This window comes from Streptomyces sp. TOM-9, from assembly GCF_056858595.1.
On record NZ_JBXEQB010000001.1, the window covers coordinates 7,771,139 to 7,784,189 of the forward strand.

General features: G+C 73.7%; 10 protein-coding genes. 1 reads left to right on the forward strand and 9 read right to left on the reverse strand.

Features of this window, described 5'->3' with window-relative positions:
• On the forward strand, nt 1–1,179 hold the full coding sequence (locus tag AC1VWI_RS35815) for a leucine-rich repeat domain-containing protein (RefSeq protein WP_499515168.1): 1,179 nt from the start codon (nt 1–3) through the stop codon (nt 1,177–1,179).
• Here AC1VWI_RS35815 and AC1VWI_RS35820 read toward each other — a convergent pair whose 3' ends face one another.
• Genes AC1VWI_RS35820 through AC1VWI_RS35860 form a run of 9 tightly spaced genes read right to left on the reverse strand, consistent with a single transcriptional unit; the run spans nt 1,180 to nt 13,032 of the window.
• Nucleotides 1,180–3,036 carry an ATP-binding protein gene (locus AC1VWI_RS35820; RefSeq protein WP_499515169.1) on the reverse strand — a complete coding sequence of 619 codons (1,857 nt, stop codon included), beginning with the start codon at nt 3,034–3,036 and terminating at the stop codon, nt 1,180–1,182.
• Nucleotides 3,033–4,433, reverse strand: a complete 1,401-nt coding sequence (locus AC1VWI_RS35825) for a vWA domain-containing protein (RefSeq protein ID WP_499515170.1) — start codon at nt 4,431–4,433, stop codon at nt 3,033–3,035. Before AC1VWI_RS35825 ends, AC1VWI_RS35820 begins: the two co-directional genes overlap by 4 nt.
• On the reverse strand, nt 4,322–5,377 hold the full coding sequence (locus AC1VWI_RS35830) for a hypothetical protein (RefSeq protein WP_499515171.1): 1,056 nt from the start codon (nt 5,375–5,377) through the stop codon (nt 4,322–4,324). Before AC1VWI_RS35830 ends, AC1VWI_RS35825 begins: the two co-directional genes overlap by 112 nt.
• A gap of 37 nt (nt 5,378–5,414) precedes the next feature.
• Nucleotides 5,415–6,035, reverse strand: coding sequence for a TetR/AcrR family transcriptional regulator (locus tag AC1VWI_RS35835; protein ID WP_499515172.1), 621 nt, complete (start codon nt 6,033–6,035; stop codon nt 5,415–5,417).
• Nucleotides 6,023–6,772 (reverse strand): enoyl-CoA hydratase family protein, encoded by a 750-nt coding sequence (locus tag AC1VWI_RS35840; protein WP_499515173.1) that lies wholly within the window; start codon nt 6,770–6,772, stop codon nt 6,023–6,025. Before AC1VWI_RS35840 ends, AC1VWI_RS35835 begins: the two co-directional genes overlap by 13 nt.
• Nucleotides 6,772–8,361: a 4-coumarate--CoA ligase family protein gene (locus AC1VWI_RS35845; protein WP_499515174.1), complete on the reverse strand. Its 1,590-nt coding sequence runs from the start codon at nt 8,359–8,361 to the stop codon at nt 6,772–6,774. Before AC1VWI_RS35845 ends, AC1VWI_RS35840 begins: the two co-directional genes overlap by 1 nt.
• A gap of 30 nt (nt 8,362–8,391) precedes the next feature.
• Entirely contained in the window at nt 8,392–9,594 is a 1,203-nt protein-coding gene (locus tag AC1VWI_RS35850) for an acyl-CoA dehydrogenase family protein (RefSeq protein WP_499515175.1), read from the reverse strand.
• Complete coding sequence (locus AC1VWI_RS35855; RefSeq protein ID WP_499515176.1) at nt 9,591–11,480, reverse strand: acetyl/propionyl/methylcrotonyl-CoA carboxylase subunit alpha; 1,890 nt, start codon at nt 11,478–11,480, stop codon at nt 9,591–9,593. The genes AC1VWI_RS35850 and AC1VWI_RS35855 overlap by 4 nt, the downstream gene beginning before the upstream one ends.
• 13 nt (nt 11,481–11,493) lie before the next feature.
• Nucleotides 11,494–13,032 (reverse strand): acyl-CoA carboxylase subunit beta, encoded by a 1,539-nt coding sequence (locus AC1VWI_RS35860; protein ID WP_499516993.1) that lies wholly within the window; start codon nt 13,030–13,032, stop codon nt 11,494–11,496.
• Between the last annotated feature and the right edge of the window lie 19 nt (nt 13,033–13,051).

Here is a 13,051-nt window from a genome sequence, read left to right on the forward strand (position 1 = left end):
ATGACGGACGACCGGCCCCCGTACGCGGGCGTCCCCGAGATCGTGCCGCGCCCGCACGCCGACCTCGAACCGCTGCTGGGCTGGCTGCGCGGCGGCGAGGGCGTGGCCGAACGCCGGGACTTCCCGGCCGGCACCGCCCTGCCCGACGGGCGCCTCGACCTGTGCAAGCAGGCGCTGGGCCCGGAGGGGGCGGCCGCCGTCGCCGAGGCCCTGCGTCAGGCACCCGCCACCGGTGCCGTACGCCACCTGCTGCTCGGCACCGACGGACTGGGGGACACGGGCGCCGCCGCCGTCACCGAACGCGCCGGGGGCACCGGAGTCGAGACGCTCTACCTGGGCTGCAACGGCATCACCGCGGGTGGCGCCTGCCGCATCGCGGACAACCTGCGGGCCTCACCGCAGGCCGTCACCGGGGTCTGGCTGAAGCGCAACCCGCTCGGCGGCGGCGCGGGCGAGGCGGGTGCCGGACTCGTCGAGTCGGCACGGTCGTTGCGCACCCTGGACCTCGTACAGACCGGACTCGACCCCGCGGGCCTCGCCGTACTGGCCGACGCCCTGGTCGTCGCCGCCCGGTTGGGACGAGCCGTGGAGCGGCTGTTCGTCGGTGGCAACGCGCTCGGCACGGCCGGAGCCGCTTGCCTCGGGACCGTCATCACGGCAGGAGCGGTCGCCGAGTTGTACGTATCGGCCGCCGGCCTCGGCGACGAGGGCGCCCTCGTGCTCGCCGAGGCCCTCGCCCGGGCGCCGCACGGCCGGCTCACCCGGCTCTCCGTGGCCAGCAACGGCATCGGACCGGTGCCCTGCGCCCGCCTGGTCACCGCCGCGACCGCCGCGGGTGTGGAACTCCTGGACCTGGGACGGGTCAAGGCCGCCCGCGTCCTCGGCGCCGCGGACAACCAGGTCGACGTCGAGGCGGCCACGGCGATGGCCGCGGCACTCACCTCGGCGCCGCACCGGCTGACCCATCTCGTGCTGACCCACACCGGAATGCGCAGCCGGGAGGCGCACCGTCTGCTCGACGCCGCCCCGGCGGCGGCGACCGCGACCCGCTACGTCCTCGGCAAGGGCATCGCGACCAGCGTCCGGCGGCGGCTGGACGCGCTCAGCGCGCACCTGCCTTCGCCGGCCGTGCCCGAGGACGTCGCCGCCGTGCGCAGCGTCCACCGCACCCCGCGCTGATCAGCGGGGCATGCGGGCGAAGGTCTCGATCCAGAAGCGCTGCGTCTGCTCCGAGGCGCCCACCAGGTAGGTCGAGCGCAGCTTGGGCGGCAGCAACGCCACCAGCCGGGCGACGGCCTTGCGGTGCCGCTTGAGCTGGGACAGCTCCGCGTTGGCGATCACCTGGTGGACGACGTCGCTCTCGTCGTTGCCCTCCCCGGACTCCTCCCGGGCCCGCCGCAGCCGTGCCTCCCAGGCGTCCACGTCCCGCGCCAGTTCCCGCAGCCCGGTCACCGAGCGGTTGGCGAGCCGGTCGACCAGTGCGGTCAGCGGCACCGGGGCGTACTCGCCGTCGCCGAGGTAGACGGTCGCCATCTGCAGGGGCAGACCGCGCTGGTGGAGCTTGATCAGCCGCTCGATGGTGCGCTTGGTGATCCAGGCGCGGCCGTCGTCGTCGATGTCGTGCTTCCACCACTCCAGCACGGTCTCGGCGAGGCTGCCGTACCGCGCGATCAGCCACTCGTTGGCCGGGATGTCGCCCGGCTCGACGGTGAGCGAGGCCGTGAAGCGCGTCGCCTGGGCGATGTTGTTGCGGGACACCATCAGCCGGCGGCCCAGATGGTACGGCGGGTTCTGCACCGCTATCTGGGCACGCAGGTTCTCGATCGGGCGCCCCGCCAGCGACCACTCCTGCGTGATCTCCATCAGCTTGGCGAACGCGGCCTTGTCCTTGGGCCGGTTGTACTCGTCCCAGACGATCGCCTTCGCCTCGCTCCCGGTGAACTTCTGCGCCAGCAGGGTGTCCAGCGAGCCGTCCCGGTCCGGGACGGGCGCGCACAGGTCCTCGACGTTGGTGACCGGCAGCGAGAAGTACAGCGGGTCACGGCCCAGGTCCTCGCGCAGCGTCTCGCGCACCACCTCGGTCTTGCCGCAGCCGGGCGGCCCCTGGAGCAGCACCGTCCACCGGTTGCGCAGCGCCGCCCGCACCACCGAGCGCACCGGGTCCGGCACGGTCGCAGGGTTGGGCACGCCGAGCTCCGCGGCGATCCGGTCCAGGATCTCCGACGTCCGGTCCTGCCCCGGCCTGCCGTCCGGCCGGGGCTCCGCCAGGCGCAGCCGCTCGCCGCCCACCAGCGGCAGCCCCCAGCGCAGCGGGAACCCCTCCCGCGCGTTGGCGAGGACGTGGTCGAGGGTGCGCGGGGAGAGCAGCTCGCGGACCGCCGGGCCGAGCGACGCCCACAGGGCGAAGACCCCGTTCAGGTCCCAGTCCCGGTACTCCTCGGCGAGCTTGCGCCGCCACGCCGTGTCGTTGGCGGTCACCCGCACCGTGACCATGCGGTCGAGGACGGCCAGGTCGCCGCGGCGCGCGGCCGTCTCGGACAGCGACTCGTTGTCGCTGAGGAACACCCCGACGCAGCCCAGCGCCCGCAGGTCGTACTCGCCGAGCGTCCAGTTGCAGGCGATCTGCATCAGCTGCGACTGGATCGTCTCGCCGGCCTGCAGCGAGTCGTCGATGAGCAGCACGAACGGGCGCCCCGGCCGCAGCTGGCTCATCACCAGCTGGCGCAGCACCAGTTCGTCCGAGTGCGGGTCACGGACCGGCGCGTTCACCAGGAGGTCGTCCGGGGTGAGGTTGGCGGCGGGCACGTAGACCAGTTCGGCGTGCGGATGGGCCTCGGCGACGTGCGAGAAGAACGTCGAGGTCTTGCCGATGCCGTGCTCACCGAAGACCTGGCCCGTCTGCCCCATGTCGATCATCGCGTCGATGAACGACTCCAGCCGGGAGGCCTCCGGCCGGCCCTCGGGCGGCCGTGGATAGGTGGCGTTGGCCCGCCAGGGCCGGGGGCCGGCCGTGGCGGTCGCCGCGGTGGTGGTCATTTCGCTCCTGTCGTCACGCGGTGGCAGGCCATGGGCGGGGTGTGGGCGTCGGGCCAGTCGTCGCCGCCCTCGGTGATCAGCCATATCCACTTGTCGGGCTCCTGCGGCGTGATGTGCGGGGCGTAGCCGTCGGTCAGTACGACCACCGCGTCCGGACGCTCCTCGAAGCGCCGCCCGTTCACCTCGGTACGGCCCTCCACGTAGTCGGCCACGGCCTGGAAGCTCGTGCCCCCGCCGCCGTACACCCGCTCGCCGGGGGCGAAGGGCATCACGACGCCGTCGAAGGAGAGCCAGTGGGCCTCCACGCCGTCGATCCGCCCGACGAGTTCGGTCAGCCAGGTGATGACGGAACCCGGCATGGACCCCGAGGTGTCGTAGGCGATGACCAGCACCTTGTCGCGCACGGGGCCGCGCCGCGACAGCATCGGGTCGTGGCCGAGCGCCGCCAGCAGCGCGCCCCGCTTCTTCGGGTAGACCAGCCGCTCGCCCTCGCGCAGCTTCGAGGCGACCACGTCGACCAGCCACCGCTGCCACCAGTCCACCCGCCGGGTCCTGACGGTCTCGCCGCGCAGCGTCCCGGCGCCCAGCTGTCCCCACAGCCGGGCCGTGCGCTCCGAGGCGTCCTCGGTGCGGCCCATGAGGTCCAGCAGCTCGCGCTCGGCTCCGGTGTGCCCGCGGCGCGCGGCCAGCAGCGAGTTCAGCAGGGAGGAGGAGACCAGTGCGTCGATGGTGCCCTGGTCGCCCGGTACGCCCTCACCCTCGAGGTGCACGCACGACGACGTCAGGGGCACCGGCGGGTGCTTCATCCGCTTGAGCTCGGTGTAGACGCCCATGTCGGTCTCGACGAACTCCGCATAGGACAGGGGTGTCAGCCCCTGCTCCGTCAGATCCCGCTCGTACGCGGCGTGGACCTCGTGCGGATCGACGCCCGTCGGCCGGCCGTCCCGCAGCGGCAGGGCCTGCCGCCGCAGGCGGACCAGCGCCACGTGGTTGATCGCCACCTCCGCCGCGGTGGAGAAGACCGGGTCCTCCCGCAGTGCGGGCTCGGCGAACAGATGCCGGTGCACCACGTGCCGGGCCTCGTGGAAGAGGACGAACTTGACCCCGTCCAGCCCCAGGTCGACGAAGAACGCGGGGTTGTACAGCAGGAGGACCGAGCCGTCCCCCGAGGCCACCACCGCCGCGGTGTCCACGGCCGTGGTCGGGATCTGGTGCGGGCACTTGGCGTACAGCCAGGACGCGACCGCCGACTCGGTCAGCCCGAAGTCCAGCAGCGCGGCCTCCTTCAGCCGCTCGGCCTCCGCCACGACGACCGGATCCGCCGGATGCCACTGCTCCAGCGCCCGCCGGTCGGCGAGGTCGACCACGGGTCGTCGCCCGCGCTCGTCGAATCCCATGTCGGCCCCCCACGTTCGTGCCCCGGACCCTCCTGGTCCCTTGGTGACTCAGTGTTACCAGAGGCCACTGACAACGGGCCGTCGGCTCCCTCCCCGGCGCCCCCTGCGATCGCCCCCGCCGTCGAGATCAGCTCCGGCAGCGTGCCCGTGAACGTCGGCAGGAGCTGCGTCAGCACCGCCCACGCCTCGGTGTTGCCGCCCAGCTCCGCGCGCACCAGCGGCCGCAGCGCGTCGGCGGCCTCCGGCAGCCGCAGCGGGAACGCCCAGCGGCCCATGGCCAGGACGTGCAGGGCGTCGCGTGCCGGACGCGTGCCGGTCGCGTATGCCGCCGGGCCGTCCACCACGCCCGCGTCGCGGAGCCGGTTGGTGAACTTGCGGTGCGTGCCGAACTGCGTGCGCAGCTCCGGCGGGCAGTCGGGGCGGATCGCCAGTGCCCAGCGGGCGTAGCCCGGCAGCGGCTGCTCACGGTCGGCCTCGGCCACCGCGGCCCAGTCGTCCCGCCCCACCGTCAACGCGGCGGCTCGGCCCTGGGACATGCCCGTCACGGCACGCAGCGCGGCGACCAGCGCCTCCGGCCCGGCCGGCAGGGCGAGTTCCGGCGCCGGAAAGTGCGCGAGGTCCGCGTGCACCTGCACTCGTCGGGAGCGATCCGGTCCGTACGGAAGGCCGTTGAGGATGTCGTACCGGACGCGGTCGTCGGTCCGCCAGTGGTGGTACACCAGCGCGTTGGTCCGGGGATCGTCCTCCTGCAGGATCCACCAGAGCACCGACGCCGGCAGGTTGTGCCACGACGGGCCCCACATCAGGTGCTCCGGGGGCTTCGCGACGGCCGCCGGATCCTCCTCCGGCACACCCGTCCGGCTCCGCGCACGCGCGGCGAGCGCCGGGTCGACGAGACCCAGCAGGAAGCCCAGTCCGCCGGCGGACACCCCCTCGTTCAGCATGCCGTGATCGTCTCACCCGGCACCGACAGGGGGCGACTCAGATTCCGCGGCGCAGCACCCCGTCCAGGACCGCCGACCACTCGCGGACGATGCCCGCCCGGCGGGCGCTGTCGTCGCTGAGGAGGTTCGCCAGCCCCAGGCCCCGGGCCATGTCGAGGGTGGCCTGGACGGTCTCCCTGACCCCGGCCACCGCCTCGTCCGCGCCGAGCATCTCCACGGCGAGCCGGTGCGCCTCCCGCCCGATGCGCGCCTCCAGCGAGGTGACCCGGGGCCGCAGTTGCTCCTCGTTCGCCGCGGCGACCCACAGGTGCAGGGCGGCCCGGAAGATCGGCCCCGTGTAGAGGTCGACGACCATGCCGACCACGGCGTGCGTGCGGGGCACGCCGTCGCGGGGGAGGGCGTGCGCGTGCTCGCGCAGGGCGACCAGCCACTGTTCGGCGACGAACTCGATCGCCCCGGTGAACAGGTCCTCGCGGGTGGGGAAATGGTGCTGGGCCGCGCCCCGCGACACCCCCGCGCGCTCGGCGACCACGGTCACCGTGCTGCCCGCCCAGCCGCGTTCGGCCAGGCAGGCGACGGCGGCCCCCAGCAGCCGCTGCCGGGTGGCGCGGCTGCGGTCCTGCTTGGGCGTACGGGTGCCGGCGCTCACAGCGCCCATGGTGCGGCCCGCCGTTCGAGGAACGCCCGCATCCCCTCCGCTGCCTCGGGCGAGCCGAACAGCCGGGCCGACCGCTCGGTCAGCTGCGCCGCGTCCCGGTCGAAGACGCGCAGCACGGCGGCCGTCGTCAGCGCCTTGGACTCCGCGAGCCCCTGCGGCGAGGCCGCGCGCAGCCCGGCGAGGATGCCGTCCAGCGCCTCCTCCGGCGCGGCGACCAGGCCGGTGCGGACGGCCTCCGCGGTGTCGAAGACCTCGCCCGTCAGGTAGTGCCGCGCGGCGGCCCGGGCGTCCATGCGCGGCAGCACCGTCAGTGAGATGACGGCCGGGGCGAGGCCGAGCCGCGCCTCGGTGAAGGCGAAGCTCGCCCCCGCCCCCGCCACCGGGACGTCACAGGCCGCCAGCAGCCCGAGGCCGCCCGCGCGCACGTGACCGGTCACGTGCGCCACGACCGGCTTGGGCAGTTCCACGATCGCGCGCAGCAGCGCCACCAGCCGCCGCGGCCCCTCCGGCGACGCCGCCTCCTTCAGGTCCGCGCCCGCGCAGAAGGTGCCGCCGGTGTGCGTGAGCAGCACCGCCCGCGTGGCGGGGTCCTTGCCGGCCCGGGCCAGCGCGTCGGACAGCTCGTCGACCATGCGTGCGGACAGCGCGTTGCGGTTGTGCGGGGAGTCCAGCGTGAGCGTGGTGATCCCCCGGTCGTGCGCGCTGCGCACGCAGGGTGCCGCGGCGTCGTCGGTCATCAGGTGGTTCCCCTTTCCCGGGCGCGCAGTTCACGCCGGAGGATCTTGCCGCTGGCGGCCCTCGGTATCGCGTCGGTGAACTCCACCCGGCGCACCTTCTTGTACGGGGCGACCTGCGCGGCCACATGCGCGATCACGTCGTCCGGCGTGAGGCCGGAGCCCTGCTGCGGCACCACGTACGCCTTGGGGATCTCGTTGCCGTCCTCGTCCACCACGCCGATGACCGCGGCGTCGGCCACCCGCGGGTCGGTGAGCAGCACCGCCTCCAGTTCGGCGGGCGGCACCTGGTAGCCCTTGTACTTGATCAGCTCCTTGACCCGGTCGACGACGTGCAGCCACCCGTCGGCGTCCACCCGGCCGACGTCGCCGGTGTGCAGCCAGCCCTCCTCGTCGATCATGGCGGCGGTCTCCTCGGGCCGTCCCAGGTAGCCCTTCATGACCTGCGGACCGCGGATGTGGATCTCCCCGGTGCCCTCGGCGGCGGCGTCCTCGTCCTCCTCGCCGAGCGGCACGATGCGCATCTCGGTGCTGGGCAGCAGTTTGCCGACCGCGCCGGGTGGCGCGTCCCGCGAGTCCAGCGGCACCACGTGCGTGCCCGGGGAGAGTTCCGTCATCCCGTACGCCTGCAGGATCGGCGGCAGTCCCAGCCGCTTGGAGCAGGCCTGGGCCAGCTCTGCGTCGAGCGGGGCCGCCGAGCACAGCACGTACTCCAGCGAGCTCAGGTCGTGCGCGGCGACCGCCGGGTGCTTGGCGAGCGCGAGCACGATCGGCGGGGCCACGAACAGGCCCTGTACGCGGTGGGTCGCCACCGCCTTCAGGAACTGCTCCAGGTCGAAGCGCGGCAGCACCACGACGGTGGCGCCCTTGCGCAGCGGTGCGTTCATGAGCGCGGTCAGCCCGTAGATGTGGAAGAACGGGAGCACGGCCAGGATGCGGTGCCCGGGCCCCATCGACAGCGTCGGGTCCAGCTGGGCCAGGTTGGTGGCGATGTTGCGGTGGGTCAGCATCACGCCCTTGGGTACGCCGGTGGTGCCCGAGGAGTACGGCAGCGCGGCCAGGTCCTCGCCCGGTTCGAAGGCGATCTCCGGCTCGGGGGCGGTGGAGCCCAGCAGGTCCAGGACCGAGCGGTGGCCCTCGGCGCTGTCGCAGACGAGGATCTCCCGCACGCCGCCCGCCTGCTCCGCCGCCTTGCGGGCGGTCTCCAGCAGCGGCGAGACGGTGACGATCCACGAGGCGCCGCTGTCCCGCAGCTGCCGCGCGAACTCCTCGGCCGTGGCGAGCGGATGGACGGTCGTGACGGCCGCCCCGGCGCGCGTGGCGCCGTAGAAGACCGGCGGGTAGGCGATGGTGTTGGGGCTGTGCAGGGCGAGGACGTCGCCCTTGCGCAGGCCCGACTCCGCGAGCGCCGCGGCGATGCGGCGGGTGAAGGAGTCGAGCTGCGCGTAGGTGAGCGTCGTGCCCTCGACCCCGTCGACGAGCGCGGGCCGGTCGCCGAACCCGGCGGCGTGGCCCAGCACGGCCTCGTGGATCGGCAGGTCGATGGCGGGAACCGCGGGGTACTCGCTGTGGAACACGGCCGGCTGTGCCATGGCCGTTCCCCCCTCCTCGGTAGGACGTGCTCAGTAGGACTTGGGCAGACCCAGCGTGTGGTGCGAGACGTAGTTGAGAATCATCTCCCGGCTGACCGGCGCGATGCGACCCACGCGCGACGCCGTGAGGAGGGAGGCCAGCCCGTACTCGGCCGTCAGCCCGTTGCCGCCCAGGGTGTGCACGGCCTGGTCGACGGCCTTCGCGCCCGCCTCGGCCGCCGCGTACTTCGCCATGTTGGCGGCCTCACCGGCCGCCATGTCGTCCCCGGCGTCGTACAGGAACGCGGCCTTCTGCATCATCAGCCGGGCCAGTTCCAGCTCGATGTGGGCCTGCGCCAGCGGGTGGGCGATGGCCTGGTGCGAGCCGATGGGTGCCTTCCACACCTGCCGGGTGCGGGCGTAGTCCACGGCGGCGTCCAGCGCGAAGCGGCCCATGCCGATCGAGAAGGCGGCCGTCATGACGCGTTCGGGGTTGAGGCCCGCGAACAGCTGCAGCAGCCCCGCGTCCTCGTCGCCCACCAGGGCGTCGGCGGGCAGCCGCACGTCGTCCAGGTAGATGTGGAACTGCTTCTCGGGCGCCGACAGTTCCATGTCGATCGGCCGGAACTCGAAGCCCGGCGTCTCGCGCTCCACGACGAACAGGCACGGCTTCAGCTTTCCCGTACGGGCGTCCTCGGTGCGGCCCACGATGAGCGTCGCGTCGGCGATGTCGACCCCGGAGACGAAGACCTTGCGGCCCGTGAGGAGCCAGTCCGAGCCGTCCCGGCGGGCCGTGGTCGTCAGGCGGTGCGAGTTGGAACCGGCATCCGGCTCGGTGATGCCGAACGCCATCCGCGTCGAGCCGTCCGCGAGCCCGGGCAGCCACCGGCGCTTCTGCTCCTCGGTGCCGAAGCGCGCGATGACCGTGCCGCAGATCGCGGGGGAGACGATGAGCAGCAGCAACGGGCAGCCCGCGGCGCCCAGTTCCTCCAGCACGATGGCGAGTTCGGCCAGGCCGCCGCCCCCGCCGCCGTGCTCCTCCGGCAGGTTGACGCCGAGGTAGCCGAGCGCGCCGGCCTCCTGCCACAGCTTGTCGGTGTGCCGCCCCTCGCGGACGGCGTCGAGGAAGTACGAACGCCCATAGCGGCGCCCCAGGTCGGAGACGGCCTTGCGCAGTGCACGCCGCTCCTCGCTCTCCAGCAGGACGTTGTCGAAGGTGCCTGTCGGTCCGTTCACAGCGGGCGTACCGCTCATGGGGAATCCTCCTGAACGACGGCGAGTACGGCTCCGACGTCGACCTGGCGGCCGGCCTCGGCGTGCAGTGCGGTGAGCACACCGTCCGCCGGGGCGGCGACGCGGTGCTCCATCTTCATGGCCTCCAGCCACAGCAGGGGCTGCCCCGCGGCCACCTTGTCGCCGACGGCGACGTCCGCGACACGGACGACCGTCCCCGGCATCGGGGCCAGCAGCGAGCCGGGCGCGAGCTGGGTCTGCGGGTCGGGGAAGCGGGGGAGCGCGGTGAAGCGGTGGGAGCCCGACGGGCCGTCGACGCACACCTCGTCCCCGTAGACCGCGACGTCGAAGGCCCGGCGCACCCCGGCGACCTCCAGCACCACGTGTCCCGGCCCGTGCTCCAGCAGGCGTACGTCCGGGTGGCCCTCGGCGGCGAGGCCGTCGCGGCCGAGCCGGTAGCGGACCTCGTACTCCGCGCCAGCCGGCTCGGCGCGGTAGGTCTTGGACTGCGGCGCCGACCGTACGTTGCGCCAGCCGCCCAGCGGGTGGCGTCCCGAGGCGTCGGCGAGCGCGGCGGCCAGGGCCGACAGCCGCAGCGCGGCCCCGTCCTGCGCCGGCGCCGGGCCGAGCCGGTCGAGGAAGGCCGTCGACAGCCGCCCCGCGGTGAAGTCCGGGTCGCGCAGCACCCGTACGAGCAGGTCGCGGTTGGTCACCAGGCCGTGCACGCGGGCCCGCTCCAGGGCGCGCGCGAGCAGCCGCAGCGCCTGCGAGCGGGTGGGGGCGTGGGCGACGACCTTGGCGAGCATCGCGTCGTAGTGCACGCCGATCCGGTCGCCGTCGCCGAAGCCCGCGTCCACCCGCAGCCCCGGCGCCCGCGGCACCCGGAAGCGGTGCAGGACGCCGGTCTGCGGCTGCCAGTCGCGGGCCGGGTCCTCCGCGTACAGCCGGGCCTCGACCGCGTGCCCGGAGGGCGCCGGGGGAGCGGCCGGGAGCCGCCCGCCCTCGGCGACGTCCAGCTGGAGCGCGACGAGGTCCACGCCGAAGACGCACTCGGTCACCGGGTGCTCCACCTGGAGACGGGTGTTCATCTCCAGGAAGTACGGCCGGCCGTCCGCCGACACCAGGAACTCCACCGTCCCCGCGCCGACGTAGCGGATGGCCCGCGCCGCCGCCCCGGCGGCCTCGTGCAGTGTCCGGCGCAGCCCGTCGGTGATGCCGGGCGCCGGGGTCTCCTCGACCACCTTCTGGTGGCGGCGCTGCACCGAGCAGTCGCGCTCGCCCAGCGTCCACACGGTGCCGTGCGTGTCCGCCAGCACCTGCACCTCGATGTGCCGGCCGTCCTCGACGTACGGCTCCAGGAACACCTCGCCGTCCCCGAAGGCGGAGAGCGCCTCCGCGCGGGCGGCGGACAGCTCCTGCTCCAGGTCGGCCGCCTCGCGGACGACGCGCATGCCGCGTCCGCCGCCGCCCGCCGCCGCCTTGACCAGCACGGGCAGGTCGCCTGGACCGGCCTCCAGCACCGGGACGCCGGCCTCGGCCATCAGCCGCTTGGCCCGGGTCTTGGAGCCCATCGCCTCGATGGCCTCCGGTGCGGGCCCGATCCAGGTCAGGCCCGCCGCGATGACGGACCGGGCGAACTCGGCGTTCTCCGACAGGAACCCGTAGCCCGGGTGGACGGCGTCCGCGCCCGCGGAGAGGGCGGCCTTCACGATGAGGTCGCCGCGCAGATAGGTGTCGGCGGGCGCGTCGCCCGGCAACCGCACGGCGGCGTCCGCCTCCCGTACGTGCGGGGCGGTCGCGTCCGCGTCCGAGTGGACGGCGACCGTGGCGATGCCCAGGTCGCGGCAGGTACGGAAGACACGGCGGGCGATCTCGCCGCGGTTGGCCACCAGCACTGATGCGATCACGGTCAGGTGCTCCTCACATCCGGAAGACGCCGAAGCCGCCACGGGCGCCCTCGACCGGTGCGCTGTGGATCGCCGACAGGCACACGCCGAGCACCGTGCGGGTGTCGCGCGGGTCGATCACCCCGTCGTCGTACAGCCGCCCCGACAGGAACATCGGCAGGGACTCGGACTCGATCTGCTGCTCCACCATCGCCCGCAGCCCGGCGTCGGCCTCCTCGTCGAAGGGCAGGCCCCGGGCGGCCGCGGACTGCCGCGCCACGATGGACAGCACCCCCGCGAGCTGCGCCGGCCCCATCACGGCCGACTTGGCGCTGGGCCAGGCGAACAGGAAGCGCGGGTCGTACGCCCGGCCGCACATGCCGTAGTGCCCGGCTCCGTAACTCGCGCCCATCAGGACGGAGATGTGCGGGACCTTCGAGTTGGACACCGCGTTGATCATCATGGCGCCGTGTTTGATGATGCCGCCCTGCTCGTACTCGCGACCCACCATGTAGCCGGTGGTGTTGTGCAGGAACAGCAGCGGGATGTCGCACTGGTTGGCGAGCTGGATGAACTGCGCGGCCTTCTGCGACTCGGCGCTGAACAGCACGCCCTGCGCGTTGGCGAGGATCCCGACGGGATAGCCGTGCACCCGCGCCCAGCCGGTCGCCAGGCTCGGCCCGTACAGCGGCTTGAACTCGTCGAACTCCGAGCCGTCCACGACCCGCGCGATGACCTCGCGCGGGTCGAAGGGGGTCTTCAGGTCGGCTGGGACGATGTCCAGCAGCCCGTCCTCGTCGTACAGCGGCGGGTCGTAGGCGGCGGCCGGGGCGGGGCCCTGCTTGCGCCAGTTGAGCCGGGCCACCACCCTGCGGGCGGTGCGCAGGGCGTCGGGCTCGTCGAGCGCGAAGTAGTCCGCGAGGCCGGAGGTACGGGCGTGCATGTCCGCCCCGCCCAGCGACTCGTCGTCGCTCTCCTCGCCGGTGGCCATCTTCACCAGCGGCGGGCCGCCGAGGAACACCTTGGAGCGCTCCTTGACCATGATCACGTGGTCGGACATCCCGGGGACGTACGCGCCGCCGGCCGTGGAGTTGCCGAACACGACGGCGACGGTGGGGATGCCGGCCGCCGACAGCCGGGTCAGGTCCCGGAACAGCGCGCCGCCCGGGATGAAGATCTCCTTCTGGCTGGGCAGGTCGGCGCCGCCCGACTCCACGAGGTTGACCAGCGGCAGCCGGTTGGAGAGCGCGATCTCGTTGGCCCGCAGGGCCTTCTTCAGCGTCCACGGGTTGCTCGCCCCGCCGCGCACCGTGGGGTCGTTGGCGGTGATCACGCACTCGGTGCCCTCGATCACGCCGATCCCGGTCACCAGCGACGCGCCGACCGGGTAGTCGCTGCCCCAGGCCGCGAGCGGCGACAGCTCCAGGAACGGGCTGTCCTGGTCCAGCAGCAGCTCCACCCGCTCCCTGGCGGTCAGCTTCCCCCGCGACCGGTGCCGGTCCACGTACTTGGGTCCGCCGCCCGCGAGCGCCTTCTCGTGCTCGGCCTCCAGTTCGGCGAGGCGTTCCAGCATGGTCGTACGGTTCTCGGCG

Excerpts from the sequence above, each read along its gene's own strand:
- AC1VWI_RS35835 (WP_499515172.1), bottom strand. The coding sequence starts at position 6,035 with ATGGGCGCTGTGAGCGCCGGCACCCGTACGCCCAAGCAGGACCGCAGC.
- AC1VWI_RS35825 (WP_499515170.1), bottom strand. The coding sequence starts at position 4,433 with ATGGGATTCGACGAGCGCGGGCGACGACCCGTGGTCGACCTCGCCGAC.
- AC1VWI_RS35815 (WP_499515168.1), top strand. The coding sequence starts at position 1 with ATGACGGACGACCGGCCCCCGTACGCGGGCGTCCCCGAGATCGTGCCG.
- AC1VWI_RS35860 (WP_499516993.1), bottom strand. The coding sequence starts at position 13,032 with ATGCTGGAACGCCTCGCCGAACTGGAGGCCGAGCACGAGAAGGCGCTC.
- AC1VWI_RS35840 (WP_499515173.1), bottom strand. The coding sequence starts at position 6,772 with ATGACCGACGACGCCGCGGCACCCTGCGTGCGCAGCGCGCACGACCGG.
- AC1VWI_RS35845 (WP_499515174.1), bottom strand. The coding sequence starts at position 8,361 with ATGGCACAGCCGGCCGTGTTCCACAGCGAGTACCCCGCGGTTCCCGCC.
- AC1VWI_RS35830 (WP_499515171.1), bottom strand. The coding sequence starts at position 5,377 with ATGCTGAACGAGGGGGTGTCCGCCGGCGGACTGGGCTTCCTGCTGGGT.
- AC1VWI_RS35820 (WP_499515169.1), bottom strand. The coding sequence starts at position 3,036 with ATGACCACCACCGCGGCGACCGCCACGGCCGGCCCCCGGCCCTGGCGG.
- AC1VWI_RS35850 (WP_499515175.1), bottom strand. The coding sequence starts at position 9,594 with ATGAGCGGTACGCCCGCTGTGAACGGACCGACAGGCACCTTCGACAAC.